The organism is Kitasatospora azatica KCTC 9699 (genome assembly GCF_000744785.1).
In the GTDB taxonomy this organism is placed as follows: domain Bacteria; phylum Actinomycetota; class Actinomycetes; order Streptomycetales; family Streptomycetaceae; genus Kitasatospora; species Kitasatospora azatica.
Genome location: NZ_JQMO01000003.1, coordinates 5,041,490 through 5,060,392, shown reverse-complemented (window position 1 = coordinate 5,060,392; position 18,903 = coordinate 5,041,490). Strand labels below are relative to the sequence as shown.

Sequence of the window (18,903 nt, the reverse complement as noted above, 5' to 3'; positions counted from 1 at the left end):
GCGCCACCGGTCGTGGGCCAACGGCCATACTCCGCCCTATGGGAGATCAAAAGCGCTGGTGGCCCTGGGCGGTGGGGATCTGCACCGCACTCGCGCTGATCGTGGCGGTGGTGCTGGCGGTGCGTCAGGGCGGGCAGGCGGCGGTCGCCTCGCTCACCTTGGTGATCTCGATGAGCGTGGCGCTCAGCGGCTGGGCCTGGCGCCGGTCCCGCCCGCTCGGGCCGAGCGGGCCGGCCGATCTGGACCGGGCGGCCGAGGCGCTGGCCAAGATGGTGCGCGCCCAGTGGGCCGAGGAGGCCGCGGCCCGGGGCCTGTCCGACCCGGTGGCGCTCGCGGTGCGTTGGCGCAGCGCCCAGTCCGAGTCCGGCGACCACCCCCGTCTGGTCGGCCGCACCCTGACCGGCCGCAGCGACGACATGCCCGCCTTCGCGGCCGGCTTCCGGGCGCTGCCGCACCGGCGGCTGGTGATCCTCGGCGGACCGGGCTCGGGCAAGTCGACCCTGGCGATGCTGCTGGTCCGCGAACTGCTGGACACCCGCACCGACGAGGAGGCGGTGCCGGTCCTGCTCTGCCTGTCCACCTGGAACCCGGCGCGCGAGTCGCTGATCGGCTGGATCGCCCGCCGGATGGAGGAGGACTACCCGGCGCTGCGCAACCACGAGTACTACGGCCGTTTCGCGGCCCGCCGACTGGTCGGCGACCGCCGGGTGCTGCCGGTGCTCGACGGCCTGGACGAGCTCACCGACGAGCTGCGCCAAGCCGGCATCGCGGCGCTCAACCGGGCCGGGGCGATGGGCCATCAGCTGATCCTGACCTCCCGCTCCACCGAGTTCGAGCAGGCGCTGACCGAGGCCGACGTGGTCACCGCGGCAGCCGTGGTCACCGCCGTGCCGGCCGCCGCCACGGACGTGCTGGACTACCTGCGCACGGTGATCGCGCCGCGCCGGCTGCCGGCCTGGGAACCGGTGCTGGCGGAACTGCGCGAGCAGCCGGGCGGCCCGCTGGCCACCGCCTTCGCCCTGCCGCTCAACGTCTGGCTGGCGCACACCGTGTACGCGGCGCCCGGGCGCGATCCGGCCGAACTGCTCCGCTGGGACGACCCGGAGGAATTGCAGGCCGAGCTGCTGGACGCACTGGTCCCGGCCGTCTTCACCGGCGACACCCCCTCCCCCGCCGACCCGGCCGTGCCGGATGCCCGGCGGGCCGCGGCCGCGCGCTGGCGACCCGAGCAGGCCCGGGCCTGGCTCGCCTTCCTGGCCCGGCACCTGCACGACCAGGACACCGACGAGATCGCCTGGTGGCAGCTGTACAAGGCGCTGCCGCCGGATCCGGCCGGGCCGCTCTCGGCCCCGCTGACCGGGGCACTGCTCGGACTGGGCGCGGGGTGCATGGCCGCGGACTACTTCGACTTCTACCTCGGCGGCTGGGAACAGCTGCTGGGCTTCCTGGTCGTCACAGTGGCCACCACGCTGGCCGGGGCACTGCTGATGCGGCTGGCCTGGGTGCCGCGCCGGGAGGTGGTGCGCCCGGCAGTGACCCGGCGTCCGCTGCTGTGGCGGGCGCTGCTGACACTGGGCGCGCTGGTACCGCTCGGGGCGGCGGTGGGATCGGTGATCGGGCACTTCGACCGGGTCGGGCCGCAGACGGCGTACGGGGCCGAGTGGCAGCTGCGGGCCGTTCCGCACCCGGGGCTGGACGCCGGCCTGGGGTGGGGGTGCGGGATGCTGCTGTTCGCCGCCCTGCTCCTGCTGACCTCGCTGACTGTTCGTCAGATTCCGTACCGGACCGAAGAGTACGCCTCAGTGAGCCGCTTCGTCCGGGCACTGGGGCTCTGCCTGGTCTTCTGGTTCGGCGCCGAGCTGCTGGGCGAACTGACCTTCCTGATCATGGTGGGGGTGCCCGGCCCGGGCTTCCTCGGCCTCAGCGTGCCACAGTTCGGCTCGATGGCCGACTTCGCCGGACGGCGGGCGGTCACCCGCAGCGTGCTCCTGCTGCTGCTGGTCTGCCTGATGCTGATCCTGCGACTGGTGGACCATCGCGCCGCGCCGACCTACCTGGACTTCCGGCTGCCCGGCCGGGGCGCCGCACTGCTCGAACGGCTACCGGCGGCGGTCGGGCAGGGACTGCTGCTCGGTGCGCTGCTGGGCGCGATCTTCAGCGTGCTGGTGCCCTGGGACCCGTACCCGTCCTGGGCGGTGCGGATCGGCGCGGCGGCGGCCTACTGCACCTCGCTCGGCCTGGTCTTCGGGACGGAGGTCGCGGTCTTCCGCTGGGCCCGGGTGCCGGCCCGGCTGGACCAGGTCGGCCCGCGCAACACGCTGCTGGGCGAGCGGCGGGTCTTCCTCGGCTGCCTGCTGGTCGGCGTGCTGCCGCCGGTGCTGCGCAACACGGTCGCCCGGGCCGCCGGGCTGGGCGACCCCGGGCACAGCCTGGTGGTGCGGGCCCAGGCGGACTGGTACCCGACCACCGAGGTCAACCTCGCGCTGGGCCTGGCGGTGGGACTGGTGCTGGCCTCCGGAACGGCCTTCTTCACCTACCGGGAGACCTGCCTGCGGCTCGCCGCGCTGCGGCAGCTGCCGCGCCGCCCGATGGTCTTCCTGGAGGACGCCCGGCTGCTCAGCGTGCTGCGCCAGGTGGGCGCGGTGCACCAGTTCTGCCACGACCGCTTCCGCGACCGGATCAGCCGCGGCGCGCCCGAACTACCGCTCAGCCCCCGTCCGCAGCCCGCTTCGGACGCATCGTGAGCTGCTCGCCCCCGGTCAGCGGCACGGTCATCTCGTGCTCGACCGTCGGGCAGCCGGCGCCGGGGCAGTGGTCCTGAGCGCCGGCCGGATTGCCGCTGCCGGTGATCTGCTCATGGCTCTGGGCGAGGATCTGATCCACCCTCCAACTGCCCGCGACACCACCGGTCAGCACCACCGGCTCGCCGTTGACCGTCACCTGGACGGAATCGCCACCGCTCTGCGTCATTGTCACCCTCTCCTTCCGTGTCTGCGCCCAACGCTAGGACCGTGCGTATACGCTCCGCGACCGGGGGTGGCCGTCCGGGTTACCCCGCCCGGCGGCGGCGCGCGCACTGCGCCTCCACCGCCGCCTCCACCACCGCCTCCACCACCGCTGCGGCCGCGTGCGCCCGGTCCAGTCGGCCGCCGAACGCGCCCGCGGTCAACATCGGCCACTCGTCCACGAGTTCGGTCTGCACCCGGACCGCCACCCGCAGCCGGCCGTCCGGGGTCAGCCGCTCCTGGTCCAGGAACTCCTCCGGCAGCGGCTGGAGTTGGTCCAGATCGGCCTGGACCAGCGCGGTCAGGTACCGGTACCGGTCCAGCGCCTCGTGCAGCGTGCGGTCGGTGCCGCCGCCGGGCTCGGTGAGCGGTTCGGCCAGGTCGGCGCGGAGTCGCTGGTGCTCGGGCAGCGCGAGCAGCCTGCCGTCGGTGGCGGGTTCGAGCAGCAGCCGGGCCAGCAGCTCCTCGCGGCCGGCCAGTACGGCGGCCGTGCCGGCCGCACCGACGGCGAGCTGGGCCGGGTAGCCGTCACCGAGCCGGCGCACCGTGCGCACCCACAGGTCGGCGTGCGCGCCCGCCCGGTCGTGGAAGGCGCCGACCGCGAGCAGGTGGAGCAGGACGTCGCAGGCCTGCCGGGGCTCCTGGTCACGCCCGGCGAGGCGGCCCAGCGTCCGGGTGGTCTCGCCGTCCACCAGGTCGTGCAGCTCGATCCGGCGGACCGGGTCGGGCAGCGCCTGCTTGAGCCGGGCCACCGCGAGCTCGCGGGTGGGGGCCGGGGCGGCGAGCGAGTCCAGCGCCTCGACCCGGGCCAGCAGGCCGGTGAAGAGGTTGTCCGCAGTCAATCCGGTGAGCAGCACCGCTCGGTGACGCTCGATCAGCTCGGCCGCCTGACGGCCGGGGCCGCTGGAGCAGGACCAGAAGATCGGGTAGCGGCGGGAGGCCCGACGCTCGAAGCCGCGGACCAGCCCCTCGTCCCACTGGGCGGACCAGCCGCAGACCAACAGGCCGTACTCGTCGAGCACTTGGTCCAGCAGCGCGGCCCAGGCGGGCGGGTAGGCGGTGAGCTCCGCCTCGGTGTTGCGGGTCTCCAGGTCGGCCAGGTCACCGTGCAGCTTGACCACGGTGGCGCGGGCGTGTGCGAGCGGGGTCATGCCGCGCAGGCCGTCCGGGGTGCTGATCACCTGGGGTTGCACGCCGACGGCGGCCAAGGCCTGCTCGGTGAGGCGGTCGAAGTTGGTGGTCAGCACCACCCGCACCGAGCCGCGGGCCACCAGGGCGGCGATCGCCCGGTGCGCGGGCCCTGGCTGCTTCGCGCTGACCTCGTCGGCCTCGAAGTAGCCGCGCAGCAGCTGGTGGCGGGCCGCCGAGGTGTCGCCGAGCTGCTCCAGCAGCGCGGAGTAGCCGAGCTCGCCGCTGCCGTGGGCGGCCCACCAGGCCTCGGGGTCGGCTGCGGCGGCCGCCGCCCCGGCGGGGTCGGCGCCCCGGGCGACAGCGGCCCGGCGGACCAGGTCGGTGACGATGTCCCAGCCGGTGGGCAGCCCCGCCGCCCGGGACACCCCGGCCCCGAGCAGCAGCGCGTACACCCCGGGGGCGGCGTGCACGCACATGGCGAGCGAGGTCATCGGGTCGAGCCCGGGCACGGGGGCGGCCATGCCGCCCACCCTGCCCGAGCCGGCTCAGTGCTGCTCGCTCAGCTCCTCCACCCGGCCGAGCGCGGCGATCTGCGCCTCGGGGACGTGCGCGGGCGGGATCTCGCGGCCCCGGCCCAGGTGGTTGAAGAGCAGGTTGAGGGTGATCGCCAGCAGGCAGCCCGCCGAGATGCCCGAGTGCAGCACGGTCGCGATCTGCTCGGGGAAGGCGTGGTAGAAGCCCGGGTAGGCGATCGGGAAGATCCCGAAGGCCAGGCTGACGGCGACGATGATCGCGTTCGACCCGACGCTCAGGTCCGCCTTGCCGAGGGTGCGGATGCCCGCCACCGCCACCGAGCCGAAGAGCACCACGCCCGCCCCGCCGAGCACCGGCTGCGGCACCAGCGAGACCAGCCCGCCGACCACCGGCAGCAGGCCCATCACGATCAGGAAGCCGCCGGCCAGCGCCACCACGAACCGGCTGCGGATCCTGGTCAGCGCGACCAGTCCGATGTTCTGCGCGAAGGCCGAGCAGATGAAGCCGTTGAACACCCCGCCGAAGGCGGTGGCCAGGCCGTCGGCGCGCAGGCCGCCGGCGATCGTGCGGTCGTCGGCGGGCCGCTCGACCACCTCGCCCAGCGCGATCATGTCGGCGGTCGACTCGGTCATCGAGACCACCATCACCACCAGCATCGAGATGATCGAGGCCGCCTCGAAGCGCGGCGCGCCGAAGGCGAAGGGGTGCGGCAGTTCGAAGACCGGCAGGCTGCTGAGCGCGTGCACGTCCACCTTGCCGAGCGGGATCGCCGCCAGGGTGCCGACCAGCAGTCCGAGCAGGATCGAGATCCGCTGCAGGAAGCCGCGCAGGAAGCGGTTGAAGAGCAGCACGGCGAGCAGTGTCAGCCCCGCCAGGCCCAGGTTGGCGAGCGAACCGTAGCCCGGCGCGTGCGAGTTGCCGCCCTGCGACCAGTTCCCGGCCACCGGCAGCAGGGAGATGCCGATCAGGGTGATCACCGTGCCGCTGACCACCGGTGGGAAGAATCTGACCAGTCGACAGAAGGCAGGCGCCAGCAGGAAGCAGAACAGGCCCGCGACCAGTGTGGAGCCGAAGATCAGCGGCAGCGCGGCGCCCTTCTTCGCCTCGACGACCGCCAGGATCGGCGAGACGGTGGCGAACGAGACCCCGTTGACGAACGGCAGCCGCGAACCGATCTTCCAGACCCCGAGGGTCTGCAGCAGCGTCGCCACCCCCGCGATGAACAGGCTCGCGGCCAGCAGCGTGGCCAGCTGGGTCGCCGTCAGTCCGACCGCGCCGCCGATGATCAGGGGCGGGGCGGCCACTCCCGCGTACATGCTGGCCACGTGCTGCAACGCGACGGCCGACATCCTCCCGACCGGCAGCATCTCGTCCACCGGGTGCACGCTGTGCACTGCCACGTCCGGCGCCGCCGAGTCCTGATGGCCCATCTGCTGGTCCCTCCACATCTCACGGTGGTCTTCGGGCCCGGGAACGACCACCGATCTGCGGGACGGAGCACGGCGACGCTGGGACGACCCTGGCGGACGGCAGTACCGTCGCCCACCTACCGGCCCCTGCGGCGACAGGTCCGGTCCCTGAGCTACGCTCCCCGCCACGGGGGTCGGCGGGGAACGAGGGATTCCACGATGCGGAAGATGACTTCCGCTTGAACAGAATGTAGAAAGCGGAAGGACCTTCGTCAATAGCTCCCGCCGCTCTGTCGGGTACTCAGTTCGCTCTTGGAGCTTTGTCCAAGAGCGGTGAACAAGCGCTCAGTAACGCATCCCCATCGCCGTCTTGACCTGGGCGAGCGTGGCGTCGGCGATCTCGTTGGCGCGGGCGTTGCCGCGGGCCAGGACGGCGCGCAGGTGCGCCCGATCGGTGGCCAGGTCGGCGCGGCGCTTGCGGATCGGGCGCAGGTACTCGTTGACCGCCTCGGTGACCACCGCCTTGAGGCGGCTGGCACCCGCATCGCCGATCTCGGCGGCCACCGTGTGCGGGTCACGGCCCTGGCAGAGCGCAGCCAGCTGCAGCAGGCTGGACACTTCGGGCCGACTCACCGGGTCGAAAGCGATCCGCCGCTCGGCGTCGGTCTTGGCCCCCTTGAGCAGCCGCGCGGTCTCGTCCTCGCTCGCGCCCAGCGCGATCGCGTTGCCGCGGCTCTTGCTCATCTTGCCGCCGTCGGTGCCGAGCAACAGCGGCATCGCCGACAGCAGCGCTTCCGGCTCCGGGAAGACCGGCGAACCACCTGGGGCGTAGCGGCTGTTGAACCGGCGGGCGATGGTCCGGGCGGCCTCCAGGTGCGGCAGCTGGTCCTGGCCGACCGGTACCAGGCCCGCCTTGCAGAACAGGATGTCGGCCGCCTGGTGCACCGGGTAGGTCAGCATCAGCCCGCTCACCGCGGCCTGACGCGAGTGCGCGATCTCGTCCTTGACCGTGGGATTGCGGTGCAGTTCGGCGACGCTGACCAGGCTGAGGAAGGGCAGCAGCAGTTGGTTGAGGGCCGGCACCGCGCTGTGGGTGAAGATGACGGCCTTCGCCGCGTCGATGCCGACCGCGAGGTAGTCCAGCACCAAGTCCTCGACCCGTTCGGCGAGATGCTCGGCCACGTCGCGGTCGGTGAGCACCTGGTAGTCGGGCACCACGATGAACAGTTCGGCGCCCTCGGCCTGCAGCCGCACCCGGTTCTGCAGGCTGCCGAAGTAGTGGCCGAGGTGGAGCGCGCCGGTGGGGCGGTCGCCGGTCAGGACGCGGCAGGGCTGGGTGGGCATCGGGTTCTCTCCTCTGTGGGTGGATCCGGCGGCGGTCCGGCCGGAGGCCCGAGGCGAGAAGCCAGCAGAAAGGGCCGTCCGTCCGGACGGCCCAGGGCATGCGGGATGCGCGGCCGTCCTAGGACGGCCACCAGCTGAGTACGAGCAGCGGTGCGCGCATGGGGACCACTCTAACCGCTGGAAGCGTTCAGTGGGGCGCTTCGTTGCGTTCACCACTCCGGCGGCCAACGGGCCTAGCGTGAGCGGCCTTCGGCGACCGGAAGTGAGGACCCTTCATGGACCAGCCCATCGACTCCCCCCAGCAGCCGGCGGACGGAACGCTCAGCCGCCGCACCGCCCTGCGACTGTCCGCCGGAGTCGGCGGCGCCGCACTGGTCACCGCACCGCTGCTCGGCGCCACCCCGGCAGCGGCCGCTGACCGCACGTCAGGCAACGGCGAGGACGGTGCGAGCTCGCCACTGCTGCTCACCCGCCCCGAATCGCTGGGCGCACCCGCCGTCGAGGGCCTGCACCTGACCTTCGGCGCCGATCCGACCCGGGAGATGACCGCCTCCTGGACCACCGACGGCCCGGTCCGCCGGCCCCGCGTCCAACTGGGCACCCTGGAAGGCGGGTTCGGCCACACCGTGGAGGCCGAGACCCGCACCTACACCGACGGGATCAGCAACCGGGTGGTCTACACCCACCACGCCCGGATGCAGAACCTGCGCCCGGGCACCTACTACACCTACGCCGCGCTGCACGACGGCGGCCGCCCGGACGCGGGCACCTTCCGCACCGCCGGGCGCGGCCGGCACGCCTTCACCTTCACCAGCTTCGGCGACCAGGCGGTGCCCAGCACCACCTGGCAGCCGGACGGCAAGGGCGGCTACACCTCGGTGCCGAGCGGCATCGCCTCGCCCGCCTCGGCGGACATCGTGGCCGGCATCGAGCAGGTCGACCCGCTCTTCCACCTGCTCAACGGCGACCTGTGCTACGCCAACATCTCCCCCGACCGACTGCGCACCTGGCAGGGCTTCTTCGCCAACAACACCCGCTCGGCGCGCTACCGCCCGTGGATGCCGGCGGCCGGCAACCACGAGAACGAGAAGGCCAACGGCCCGCTCGGCTTCACGGCCTTCCAGACCCGGTTCGACCTGCCGGGCAACGGCGGCGACGCCGAGACCCAGGGCCTGTGGTACTCCTTCACGGTCGGCTCGGTGCACGTCGTGGTGCTGCAGAACGACGACGTGGCCTACCAGGACGCCGGCGACGCCTATGTCCACGGCTACAGCGGCGGCGCCCAGCGGGCCTGGCTGGAGCGGGACTTGGCGGCGGCGCGGGCGGACCGCTCGGTCGACTGGGTGGTGGTCTGCATGCACCAGGTGGTGGTCAGCTCCTCCGACGCCAACGGCGCCGACCGGGGTATCCGCGAGCAGTGGGGACCGCTCTTCGACCGCTACCAGGTGGACTTGGTGGTCTGCGGGCACGAGCACGACTACGAGCGCTCGCTGCCGGTGCGCGGGGTGGTCTCCGGCTCGGAGACGCTGACGCCGAACCCGGTGGCCACCGCCACCGATGTGATCGACACCTCACAGGGCACGGTGCACATGGTGCTCGGCGGTGGCGGCACCGGCTCGCCGACCAACGGGAAGTTCTTCGGGCCCGGCAAGGCCAAGGTGATCACGGGTGTCGGCGCGGTCGGCGGCAACGGCAAGCGCACTCCGGTGTACGTCTTCGAGGACGCGCCGTGGGTGGGTGTGCGGGACCTGAAGAGCGCCTACGGCTTCGCGGCGTTCACCGTGGACCCGGGCCACCAGCCCGGCGGGACCACCAGCATGCACGTCACCTACTACAACGTCGCCCAGCCGACCGGTGCAATCAGCGCACTGGAGAACTTCGTGCTGCACCGCCGGCGCTCGGACGGTCACTGACCCGCCGGTCCGCCCCGGTGGCGTTGACATCCCCGGCATGCGGGACGAAGCTAAGCAAGCGCTTAGTCAGTCTCACCCCCCGAGGATGCCATGACCGACAATCCCCCCGGACTCGACCTCGCCAGGCTGCAGGCCCATCTGGGCACCGGGCCGCTGCGAGCCGAGCTGATCGAGGGCGGCCGCTCCAACCTGACCTACCGGCTGACCGACGGCACCACCCGCTGGGTGCTGCGCCGCCCGCCGCTCGGACATGTGCTGGCCACCGCCCACGACATGGCCCGCGAGTACCGGGTGCTCAGCGCCCTGCACGACTCGCCGGTCCCGGTCCCGCGCACCGTGCGCCTGACCGAGGACCCCGAGGTGATCGGCGCGCCGTTCTACCTGATGGAGTACGTGGACGGCGTGGCGCACCGTGACAGTGCCGCCCTGGCCGCGCTCGGACCCGAGAGGGTCCGGGCGCTGGCCGACCACCTGGTGGACACCCTGGTCGAGCTGCACGCCATCGATCCGGCGGAAGTCGGCCTGGCCGACTTCGGGCGCCCCGAGGGCTTCCTGGCCCGGCAGGTGGCGCGCTGGGGCAAGCAGCTCGACGCTTCCCGCAGCCGTGAGGTCGAGGGCATCGACCAGTTGCGCGAGCGCCTGGCCGAGACCCTGCCGGTCTCCCCCGCCCCCACCCTGGTGCACGGCGACTACCGCCTGGACAACGTGCTGGTCGGCCCGGACGACCGCATCACCGCCGTCCTCGACTGGGAGATGTCCACCCTCGGCGACCCGCTCACCGATCTCGGCCTGCTGGTGATGTACACCGAGCTGGCCGCCGAGTTCGCCGGCGTGATCCCGGGCGTCGCGCTGGCGCCGGGCTTCCCGTCCGGCGCCGAGCTGGTCGACCGCTACGCGGCACGCTCCGGACGCGATGTCTCCAGCGTCCACTGGTACGTGGCCTTCGCCTCGTTCAAGCTCGCCGTGGTCCTGGAGGGCATCCACTTCCGGTTCGGCCAGGGCCGCACCGTGGGCGCCGGCTTCGACCGGGTCGGCGCGCTGGTCCCGCTCTTCGTCGCACACGGCCTGACCGCACTCAAGGAGCACTGAGCATGGACTTCGCCTTCGACGCCCGCACCGAGGAACTGCGCGAGCAGGTCACCGCCTTCATGACGGAGCACGTCTACCCGGCCGAGGCCCGGCTGGTGACCAACGCGGACTGGTCGACCCCCGAGGTGGTCCGCGAACTCCAGCGCGAGGCCCGCGCCCAAGGGCTGTGGAACCTGTTCTACGAGCTGCCCAACCTGCAGTACGCACCGATCGCCGAACTGACCGGCCGCAGCATTCAGTTGGCTCCCGCCGCGTTCAACTGCGCGGCCCCCGACACCGGGAACATGGAGCTGCTCACCCAGTTCGGCGACGAGGCCCAGCGCAAGCAGTGGCTGGAGCCGCTGCTGGCCGGCGAGATCCGCTCCGCGTTCGCGATGACCGAGCCCGATGTCGCCTCCTCCGACGCCACCAACATCGAGACCCGGATCGAGCTCGACGGCGACGAGTACGTCGTCAACGGCCGCAAGTGGTACATCACCGGCGCGATGAACCCCGAGTGCAAGATCTTCATCGTGATGGGCAAGACCGACCTCACCGCCGACGTGCGCCGCCAGCAGTCGATGATCCTGGTGCCCCGGGACACCCCGGGCGTCACCGTCAGGCGCGCGATGACCGTCTTCGGCTACGAGGACCGCGACCACGGCGGCCACGCCGAGGTGGTCTTCGACAACGTCCGGGTGCCGGCGAGCAACCTGATCGGCGAGCCGGGTTCCGGATTCGCGATCGCCCAGGCCCGGCTCGGCCCGGGTCGGATCCACCACTGCATGCGCGCGATCGGCCTCGCCGAGCGGGCCCTGGAGCTGATGTGCCGTCGGGTGACCGAGCGGGTCGCCTTCGGCAAGCCGCTGGCCGCCCAGGGGGTGGTGCAGGACTGGATCGCCGAGTCCCGGGTGCGGATCGAGCAGGCCCGGCTGCTGGTGCTCAAGACCGCCTGGCTGATGGACACCGTGGGCAACAAGGGCGCGCACACCGAGATCCAGGCGATCAAGATCGTGGTCCCGCAGACCGTCGAGTGGATCCTCGACAAGGCCGTGCAGGCCCACGGCGCGGCAGGCGTCAGCCAGGACACCCCGCTCGCCCAGCTCTTCGCCGGCAACCGCACGCTGCGGCTCGCCGACGGCCCGGACGAGGTGCACCGCCGCTCGCTGGCCCGCCGTGAGCTGAAGAGGTACCAGGGATGAGCACCGTCGAGATCAGCGAGGCCCAGATCCGCGAGGCCGAGATCCGCGAGCGGGTGCAGGCCCTGCTCACCGCCAACGATCCGTCGGAAGTCGACCCCCTCAACTTCCTGCGCGCCCGCTTCGACGCCGGGCTCGCCTGGGTGCACTTCCCCGTCGGCCTCGGCGGTCTGGGCGCACCGCGCGCCCTGCAGGCCCTGGTGGACGCCGAGTTGGCGGCGGCCGGCGCGCCGGACAACGATCCGCGCCGGATCGGCATCGGCCTCGGCATGGCCGCCCCGACCATCCTGCGCTACGGCACGCCGGAGCAGCAGCGGCGCTGGCTGCGGCCGCTGTGGACCGGAGAGGAGGTCTGGTGCCAGCTGTTCAGCGAGCCCGGCGCCGGCTCCGACCTGGCCGCGCTGGCCACCCGCGCGGTGCTCGACGCGGACGGGGTCTGGGCGGTGGACGGTCAGAAGGTGTGGACCTCCTCCGCGCACACCGCCCGCTGGGCGATCCTGATCGCCCGCACCGACCCGGCCGTGCCCAAGCACCGGGGCATCACCTACTTCGTCTGCGACATGACCGACCCCGGCGTGGAGGTCCGCCCGCTGCGGCAGATCACCGGAGAGGCGGAGTTCAACGAGGTCTTCCTGACCGGGGTGCGGATCCCCGACACCGACCGGCTCGGCGCGGTCGGCGAGGGCTGGCAGGTCGCGCAGACCACGCTGAACAACGAGCGGGTCTCGATCGGCGGCCAACGGATGCCGCGCGAGGGCGGGTTGATCGGCATGGTGGCCCGGACCTGGCGCGAGCGCCCCGAGTTGCGCACCCCCGAGCTGCACCAGCGACTGCTGCAGCACTGGGTGGACGCGGAGGTGCTGCGACTGACCGGCGAGCGGCTGCGCCAGCAGCTGGCGGCCGGCCAGCCGGGGCCCGAGGGCGCCGGCGGCAAGCTCGGATTCGCCCGCCTCGCCCAGCAGTTGACCGGCTTCGAGGTCGAGCTGCTGGCCGAGGAGGGACTCGGCTACGACGACTGGACCCTGGTCCGCCCCGAGCTGGTCGACTTCAACGGGCGCGAGGCGGGCTACCGCTACCTGCGGGCCAAGGGCAACTCGATCGAGGGCGGGACCAGCGAGATCCTGCGCAACATCATCGCCGAACGGGTGCTGGGACTGCCGCCCGAGCCGCGCACGGACAAGGACGTCCCGTGGAAGGAGCTGTCCCGGTGAACCTGCTGTACTCGGAGATCGAGGAGGAGCTGCGGGCCAGCCTGCGTGACCTGCTCGGCGACCACAGCCCGATCGACGCCGTGCTCGCCCGGGTCTCTCGCCAGGAGGGCTACGACCCCACGCTCTGGCGGGAGTTGACCGCGCTCGGCGTGACCGGCCTGCAGCTGCCCGAAGTCGGCGGTTCGCTGCGCGAAGTGGCCGTGGTGATGGAGGAGTTGGGCCGCTCCGTCGCTCCGGTGCCGTTCCTGGGCAGCGCCGTGCTGGCGAGCACCGCGCTGGCCGGTGACCCGGCGCTGGACGCGCTGGCGAACGGCGAGCGGACGGCCACCCTCGCGGTGCCGTTCTCGCTCGGCGCTCCCACTGTGCGGGCCGCCGGGGGCACCCTGACCGGACGGGTCACCTCAGTGGCCGACGCCCTGTCGGCCGACTGGCTGGTGGTGCCCACCGAGGGCGGCGCGCTCTACCTGGTGGAGGGCGGTTTCACCGTCACCGCGCGCACCTCGCTGGACCTGACCCGCCCGCTGGCGGACGTCGTCCTGGACGGCGCGCCCGCGCGGTTGGTGACCGAGGACCCGGCGGTCCTGGACCGCGCCCTGCTGACCGGAGCCGGCCTGCTGGCCTCCGAGCAGCTCGGGCTCGCCGAGCACTGCCTGACCATGACCGTCGACTACCTGCGCGAGCGGCGCCAGTTCAACCGACCGGTCGGCTCCTTCCAGGCGCTCAAGCACCGCCTCGCCGACCTCTGGCTCGACGTGGTCGGCGCCCGGGCGGCGGCCCGAGCGGCGGCGGACGCCCTGGCCACCGACGCCCCGGACGCGGCCGTCACCGTGGCGGTGGCCGCCTCGCACTGCGGCACGGTCGCGGTGAGGGCCGCCGAGGAGTGCATCCAACTGCACGGCGGCATCGGCATGACCTGGGAACACCCGGCGCACCTCTACCTCAAGCGCGCCAAGGCCGACCAGCTGGCCCTGGGCACCCCGGGCCACCACCGGGCCCGGCTCGCGGAGCTGGCGGACCTGCCGGCCTGAGCAGCGCAAAGGGGGGTGCGAGCAGACGCTCGCACCCCCCTTTGCCGGCTCTACGGCAGGATCACCACTCGCCCTGTGGTCTTCCCCTCCGCGACTCGCTGGACGCCGTCCGCGGCCTGTTCGAAAAGCAAGCGCTCACTCACCAGCGGGCGGACGACCCCGGCCTCGGCGAGCTTGGTCAGTTCCTCGTGGCAGGCGCGCACGGCAGCCGGGTCCTTGGTGTTGTAGAGGCCCCAGTGCAGACCCAACACGGAGTAGTTCTTCACCAGGGCGTGGCCCAGCGACGGGGCGGGGATGGTGCCGCTGGCGAAGCCGATCACCACGATCCGGCCCTCGAAGGCGATGCACTTGGTGGAGCCGGTGTAGGCCTCGCCACCGACCGGGTCGAAGACCACGTCGACGCCGCGTCCACCGGTCGCCTCGCGGACTGCGGCGACGAAGTCCCCGGCCTGCCGGTCGATCACCAGGTCGCAGCCCAACTCGCGGGCCACGGCTGCCTTCTCGGCGCCGCCGACGACCCCGATCACGGTCGCACCGGCGGCCTTGCCCAGTTGCACGGCCGCGCTGCCCACGCCGCCGGCGGCCGCGTGCACCAGCAGCGTCTCGCCGGCCCGCAGCGCGGCCCGGCGGTGCAGCGCGAACCAGGCGGTCTGGTAGCCGATGTGCAGGGCGGCGGCCTCGGCGTCGTCCAGTGCGTCCGGGGCCGGGAAGAGTGCGCGCGAGTCCATCAGCGCGAACTCGGCGAAGGCCCCGCTGGTGCCCACCGGATTGCCGATCACCCGCTCCCCACCGGGGAGTTCGCCGCAGAGTTCGACACCGGGGGTGTACGGCAGCGGCGGCTTGACCTGGTAGAGGCCGAGGCACATCAGGGCGTCCGGGAAGTTCACCGCGGCCGCCCGGACCCTCACCAGTACCTGGTGCTCGCCCGGTTCGGGCTGCGGCGCGTCCTCGACCAGCCGCATCACCTCGCGCGGCAGCCCCAACTCGGTGACCTGCCAAGCCTTCATGACTGCTCCTCGACGAACTTGCGCTGCAGGTGGTTCATAGCGTCCAGCCAGTGGTCCGGATCGCCGGCCCGGGCCGCGTAGAAGCGGGCCACCTCGGGGTGCGGCAAGATCATGAAGCGCTCCTCGGCGATGGCCTGCAGCACGTCGGCCGCGACCTGCTCCGGCTCCAGCGCGGTGGCCGCCATCAGCGCCTTGCCGAGCTCGCCGGACTCCTCCAGGATCTGGGTCCGCACGCCCTGCGGGCAGAGCGCGTGCACCCGGATGCCGCGGTGCCGGTAGGTGGCGGAGAGCCACTCGGCGAAGGCCAGCGCGGCGTGCTTGCTGACCGAGTACGGCGCCGAGCCGAGCATGGTGAGCAGCCCGGCCGCCGAGACGGTGGCGATGAACCGCCCCTCGCCCCGCTCCAGCCACTCGGGCAACAGGAGTTCGGCGGCCCGGACATGAGCCATCACATTGACCTCCCAGGCCGCAGCCCAGAGCGCCTCGGGGGCGTCCGCGCCACCGCCGGGCGCCACCCCGGCGTTGGCGCAGAAGACGTCGATGCCGCCCAACTCCGCCCGCGCGGCCTCGATCAGCGCCGCCACGCCCTCGCGGCTCGCGGCGTCACCGGGCACGGCGACCGCGCCGAGCCGGGCCGCGGTCTCCCGGGCGGCCTGCGTGTCCAGGTCGTTGACCACCACTGACGCACCGTCAGCAATGAACGCGGCGGCCAGTGCCGCGCCGATGCCGCGCCCGGCTCCGGTGACCACGACCCGCGGGCCGGTCACAGTCCGCCGCCCAGGGTGACGCCGCCGTCCACCACCAGGGTCTGGCCGGTGATCCAGGCCGCCGCGTCGGAGAGCAGAAAGGCCACCGCACCCGCGACGTCCTCCGGCACGCCGAGCCGCTTGAGCGGGTAGGGCGCGGCGGCCTCCTCCTCGCGACCGACGTAGAGGGCTTCCGCGAAACGGGTCTTGACCACGGCGGGGGCCACCGCGTTGACCCGGATGTTCGGGCCGAGTTCACCGGCCAGCTCCATGGTGAGCCGGGAGAGGGCGGCCTTGCTGACCCCGTACATGCCGATGCCGGGCGAGGTGCGCAGGCCGGCGATCGAGGAGACGTTGACGATCGCGCCGCCGTGCTCGCGCATCCAGGCCTCGCAGGCCAGCCTGGTCCAGGCGAGCGGGCCGAGCACGTTGACGGCCAGGATCTTGGCGGCGGCGGCCGGATCAGTGTCCAGCACCGGGCCGAAGACCGGGTTGATCCCGGTGTTGTTGACCAGCAGGTCGAGCCGGCCGAAGGCCTCGACGGTCCGCTCGACGGCGGCCCGCTGGTGCTCGGGGTCGTCGGCCTTGCCCGCGACGGCGATCGCGTGGTCCTCGCCGCCCAGGTCGCGCACCGCCTCGGCGAGCGGTTCGGGGTTGCGGGCGGTGATGCAGACCTTGGCACCGCGGTCGACCAGTTCCCGGGCGATGCCCAGCCCGATCCCCCGGCTGGCACCGGTGACGAGCGCCACCTGTCCCTTGAACGTCAGCGTCATGATCGTCCTCACAAGTGCATGAACTCACGGGTAACTAAGCGCTTGCTTAGCATGTTGTCCACAGAGCACACTGTCAACACCGACCACCGCCCCACTCGTGCAAGGATGTCGACCATGACTACCGCGCAGCACCTCGCCGAGCAGTGGCCCGGTGAGCGCCCCGAGGCGGCGCAGCGACTGCTGGTCGCCGCCGTCGACTCCTTCGCCGCCCGTGGCTTCCACGCCACCACCACCCGGGACATCGCCACCGGCGCCGGGATGAGCCCGGCTGCGCTCTACATCCACTACCCGTCCAAGGCCGCGCTGCTGGCCGAGATCAGCCGTGGCGGGCACACCGCCACCCTCGCGCTGGTCGAGCGGGCGGTGGCGAGCAGCGATCACCCGGTGGAGCAGATGCGCCGCGTGGTCGAGGAGTTCACCGCCTGGCACGCGCGCGGCAACACGGTCGGCCGGATCGTCAACTACGAGCTGCGGGCCCTCCCCGAGGAGGACTTCGCGGTGGTGGCCGAGCTGCGCCGCAAGATCGAGGACACGGTCAAGCAGGTGATCGAGGACGGCATCCGGGCCGGCGTCTTCGCCACCACCGACACCCGGACCGCCGCCCGCGCCGTCACCGGCCTGGGCATCGACGTGGCCCGCTGGTACAACGAGCGCAGCAGCGAGTCCCCCGAGCAGCTCGGCGTGCGCTACGGCGAGCTGGTGCTGCGGATGCTCGGCGCCGAGGCGTGACCGGCGAAGGCTGACTGAGCGCTTGCTCAGGACCGCTCGCTCACGACCGCTCGCTCACGACCACCCGCACAGGACCGCCCGCACAGGACCGCCCGCTGCAGCTGCGCCCGATCCTCAGATGCTCCCGCTCAGCGTGTTGTTGAGGTGCGGGCCGAGGTAGCCCACGTACACCAGGCCGCCCCGGCCCGCATCGTCGTGGAAGTGCATGCGCGGCGCCTTGCTGTTGCCCGCGCCGATCCGCAGGTGGGCGCCCATGAAGAGCTCGCCCGCCGGGTCGACCTCCACCGGCACCGGGAAGGTCCGCTGCAGCCGCCAGGCCCGCCGGCCGGCCGTCTGCGGCGACTCGTCCCGTACCACCTTGCCCGGCGGGAAGCCGTGCCCGCCGGGCGGGGTCTCCCGGCACCAGTGCAGGAAGTCCCGCAACGGCGCACCCTCGCGCCGGGCCGCCGCGTAGTCCTGCAACGCGAGCAGCGCGTCCCAGGCGGTCGCCGCCCAGTCGGAGCCGAGCGCCTGCGCGTCCAACTCCGCCGTGACCCGGTGGTTCCCGGTGAAGCGCAGCTCGGACAGCTCACCGAAGCGCTCCAGCAGCGCCTCGAAGCCGGTCGGCCCGGCCGGCTCGACCGGTTCCACCGCCTCGCCGAACGCGGCCGCCGCCGCACCGATCCCCACCAGGTACCGCTGCAGCTCGCGCAGCCGGCTCGCGGTGCGGCGCAGTTCCTCGGCCCGCTCCTCCAGTTCCACGGCCAGCTCGAAGCCGGTGTCCTCCCGGTCGCGCAGTTCGAGCCGCAGATCGCTGATCTCCTTGAGCCGCGAACTCTCCTCGTGCGCGGCCTCGTCCAGCAGGCCGGTGAGCAGGGCGTTGTCGGCGCGCAGCCGGTCGAGCTCGGAGGCGCTGACGGCGGCGGCCGGACGGGTGCGCAGTGCGGGTGTGGCGACCAGTTCGGCGGGCAGCGGGGAACGGACCGCCAGCCGCCGGGGCAGTCGGGCCAGCAGGTGGGCGGCGCCGGCCTGGTCCTCGGTGTGGGTGCGGCGGTGCATCGCGGGGTGCCGGTAGCCGTCGGCGCGCCGCCCGGGCTCGACCCCGGGCAGGTAGGTGCGCACGCCGCCGTCCGGCACCCGGTGGTGCGGCAGCGCCCGGCTGAAGGACCGCTCCGCCTCGGCGTCCAGCAGGTAGGGGACGGCCAGTCCGGTCAGGAAGCGCAGCAGCGGTTCGGCGGTGCCGGCCAGCCACTCCTTGGGCTCGGCGTCGGACGGGGTGGCGACGATCACGATCGGCAGCCGCCGCAGCGGGTCGCGCAGTTCCTGGACCACCCGGCCGACCTCGGCGGGCCCGATCGTGGTCGGCCCGGGGGTGACGGCGGCCAGTGAGTCCCGGGCCGCCAGCGCGCCGAGCAACGGGGCGGCCAGGCGCGGGGTGTTGGCCCGCGCGGGCCGGACGGCCGGGTCGGCGGGCAGTTGCTCGACCTCCAGCCACACCCAGGGGGTGGCGCCCTCGGGTCGGGAGCGGACCAGCAGGGTGGTCTGCCAGAGCCCGTCCGGGCTCACCTCCCGCATCCGCCAACGGGTGTACGCGCCATGCAGGTTGGTCTCGGAGTCGGTGTCCAGCTGGACGCCCGGGGCCGGTGAACTGCGGCCGCTCTCCAGGGCTTCGGCGTCGTACTGCTTGATCTCCCGCAGCCAGGCGCGCAGTTGCTCGTCGGCGATGGACCCGGTGGTGACGTAGTCGTAGCCGCTGGTGACGACCATCCGGTAGCTGCTGATGTCCACGTGCGGTCCCCCTTCGCCCGACGGTGCGTCAGCTCAGTG

General features: G+C 72.9%; 15 protein-coding genes. 7 read left to right on the top strand and 8 right to left on the bottom strand.

Features of this window, described 5'->3' with window-relative positions; all coding sequences use genetic code 11:
* The first annotated feature begins 38 nt into the window (after positions 1-38).
* Positions 39-2,744, top strand: coding sequence for an NACHT domain-containing protein (locus BR98_RS36810; protein ID WP_063774877.1), 2,706 nt, complete (start codon positions 39-41; stop codon positions 2,742-2,744).
* Here BR98_RS36810 and BR98_RS33155 read toward each other — a convergent pair.
* The 4 genes from BR98_RS33155 to trpS all read right to left on the bottom strand — a co-directional run bounded on the left by BR98_RS33155 (position 2,707) and on the right by trpS (position 7,423).
* Positions 2,707-2,970: a hypothetical protein gene (locus tag BR98_RS33155; protein ID WP_035850785.1), complete on the bottom strand. Its 264-nt coding sequence runs from the start codon at positions 2,968-2,970 to the stop codon at positions 2,707-2,709. The genes BR98_RS36810 and BR98_RS33155 overlap by 38 nt on opposite strands.
* A gap of 79 nt (positions 2,971-3,049) precedes the next feature.
* Positions 3,050-4,657, bottom strand: a complete 1,608-nt coding sequence (locus tag BR98_RS36805) for an SIR2 family protein (RefSeq protein WP_051971242.1) — start codon at positions 4,655-4,657, stop codon at positions 3,050-3,052.
* Positions 4,658-4,681: 24 nt separating this feature from the next.
* Positions 4,682-6,100: a nucleobase:cation symporter-2 family protein gene (locus BR98_RS33145; protein WP_063774876.1), complete on the bottom strand. Its 1,419-nt coding sequence runs from the start codon at positions 6,098-6,100 to the stop codon at positions 4,682-4,684.
* Between the two features lie 324 nt (positions 6,101-6,424).
* Positions 6,425-7,423 carry a tryptophan--tRNA ligase gene (gene trpS, locus BR98_RS33140; RefSeq protein ID WP_051970693.1) on the bottom strand — a complete coding sequence of 333 codons (999 nt, stop codon included), beginning with the start codon at positions 7,421-7,423 and terminating at the stop codon, positions 6,425-6,427.
* 275 nt (positions 7,424-7,698) lie between these two features.
* On the opposite strand from trpS, the gene BR98_RS33135 reads away from it, so the two are divergent.
* From BR98_RS33135 to BR98_RS33115, 5 genes are all read left to right on the top strand, one after another.
* Positions 7,699-9,336, top strand: a complete 1,638-nt coding sequence (locus BR98_RS33135; protein ID WP_035850783.1) for a purple acid phosphatase family protein — start codon at positions 7,699-7,701, stop codon at positions 9,334-9,336.
* A gap of 90 nt (positions 9,337-9,426) precedes the next feature.
* Positions 9,427-10,425, top strand: coding sequence for a phosphotransferase family protein (locus tag BR98_RS33130; RefSeq protein WP_035850781.1), 999 nt, complete (start codon positions 9,427-9,429; stop codon positions 10,423-10,425).
* 2 nt (positions 10,426-10,427) lie between these two features.
* On the top strand, positions 10,428-11,606 hold the full coding sequence (locus BR98_RS33125; RefSeq protein WP_035850778.1) for an acyl-CoA dehydrogenase family protein: 1,179 nt from the start codon (positions 10,428-10,430) through the stop codon (positions 11,604-11,606).
* Positions 11,603-12,814 carry an acyl-CoA dehydrogenase family protein gene (locus tag BR98_RS33120; protein ID WP_051970691.1) on the top strand — a complete coding sequence of 404 codons (1,212 nt, stop codon included), beginning with the start codon at positions 11,603-11,605 and terminating at the stop codon, positions 12,812-12,814. Before BR98_RS33125 ends, BR98_RS33120 begins: the two co-directional genes overlap by 4 nt.
* A complete protein-coding gene (locus tag BR98_RS33115; RefSeq protein ID WP_232247798.1) occupies positions 12,811-13,842 on the top strand; it encodes an acyl-CoA dehydrogenase family protein in 1,032 nt (343 codons plus the stop codon). The genes BR98_RS33120 and BR98_RS33115 overlap by 4 nt, the downstream gene beginning before the upstream one ends.
* Before the next feature lie 50 nt (positions 13,843-13,892).
* Here BR98_RS33115 and BR98_RS33110 read toward each other — a convergent pair whose 3' ends face one another.
* The 3 genes from BR98_RS33110 to BR98_RS33100 are packed head-to-tail and all read right to left on the bottom strand — an operon-like array spanning position 13,893 to position 16,362.
* Positions 13,893-14,849 (bottom strand): NADPH:quinone oxidoreductase family protein, encoded by a 957-nt coding sequence (locus BR98_RS33110; RefSeq protein WP_035850772.1) that lies wholly within the window; start codon positions 14,847-14,849, stop codon positions 13,893-13,895.
* Positions 14,846-15,616, bottom strand: a complete 771-nt coding sequence (locus BR98_RS33105; protein ID WP_035850769.1) for an SDR family oxidoreductase — start codon at positions 15,614-15,616, stop codon at positions 14,846-14,848. The genes BR98_RS33110 and BR98_RS33105 overlap by 4 nt, the downstream gene beginning before the upstream one ends.
* A complete protein-coding gene (locus BR98_RS33100; RefSeq protein ID WP_407639549.1) occupies positions 15,613-16,362 on the bottom strand; it encodes an SDR family oxidoreductase in 750 nt (249 codons plus the stop codon). The genes BR98_RS33105 and BR98_RS33100 overlap by 4 nt, the downstream gene beginning before the upstream one ends.
* Positions 16,363-16,482: 120 nt before the next feature.
* Here BR98_RS33100 and BR98_RS33095 point away from each other — a divergent pair, with 120 nt between their 5' ends.
* On the top strand, positions 16,483-17,097 hold the full coding sequence (locus tag BR98_RS33095; protein ID WP_035850764.1) for a TetR/AcrR family transcriptional regulator: 615 nt from the start codon (positions 16,483-16,485) through the stop codon (positions 17,095-17,097).
* Between the two features lie 114 nt (positions 17,098-17,211).
* Here the strand turns inward: BR98_RS33095 and BR98_RS33090 are convergent, their stop codons facing one another.
* On the bottom strand, positions 17,212-18,864 hold the full coding sequence (locus tag BR98_RS33090) for a hypothetical protein (protein ID WP_051970689.1): 1,653 nt from the start codon (positions 18,862-18,864) through the stop codon (positions 17,212-17,214).
* Positions 18,865-18,903: the final 39 nt, after the last annotated feature.

What these genes read in the sequence shown, in the direction of transcription:
- BR98_RS33125 (WP_035850778.1), top strand. Translation starts at nt 10,428, where the DNA reads ATGGACTTCGCCTTCGACGCCCGCACCGAGGAACTGCGCGAGCAGGTC.
- BR98_RS33120 (WP_051970691.1), top strand. Translation starts at nt 11,603, where the DNA reads ATGAGCACCGTCGAGATCAGCGAGGCCCAGATCCGCGAGGCCGAGATC.
- BR98_RS33155 (WP_035850785.1), bottom strand. Translation starts at nt 2,970, where the DNA reads ATGACGCAGAGCGGTGGCGATTCCGTCCAGGTGACGGTCAACGGCGAG.
- BR98_RS33110 (WP_035850772.1), bottom strand. Translation starts at nt 14,849, where the DNA reads ATGAAGGCTTGGCAGGTCACCGAGTTGGGGCTGCCGCGCGAGGTGATG.
- BR98_RS36805 (WP_051971242.1), bottom strand. Translation starts at nt 4,657, where the DNA reads ATGGCCGCCCCCGTGCCCGGGCTCGACCCGATGACCTCGCTCGCCATG.
- BR98_RS33095 (WP_035850764.1), top strand. Translation starts at nt 16,483, where the DNA reads ATGACTACCGCGCAGCACCTCGCCGAGCAGTGGCCCGGTGAGCGCCCC.
- BR98_RS33130 (WP_035850781.1), top strand. Translation starts at nt 9,427, where the DNA reads ATGACCGACAATCCCCCCGGACTCGACCTCGCCAGGCTGCAGGCCCAT.
- BR98_RS33145 (WP_063774876.1), bottom strand. Translation starts at nt 6,100, where the DNA reads ATGGGCCATCAGGACTCGGCGGCGCCGGACGTGGCAGTGCACAGCGTG.
- BR98_RS36810 (WP_063774877.1), top strand. Translation starts at nt 39, where the DNA reads ATGGGAGATCAAAAGCGCTGGTGGCCCTGGGCGGTGGGGATCTGCACC.
- BR98_RS33135 (WP_035850783.1), top strand. Translation starts at nt 7,699, where the DNA reads ATGGACCAGCCCATCGACTCCCCCCAGCAGCCGGCGGACGGAACGCTC.
- trpS (WP_051970693.1), bottom strand. Translation starts at nt 7,423, where the DNA reads ATGCCCACCCAGCCCTGCCGCGTCCTGACCGGCGACCGCCCCACCGGC.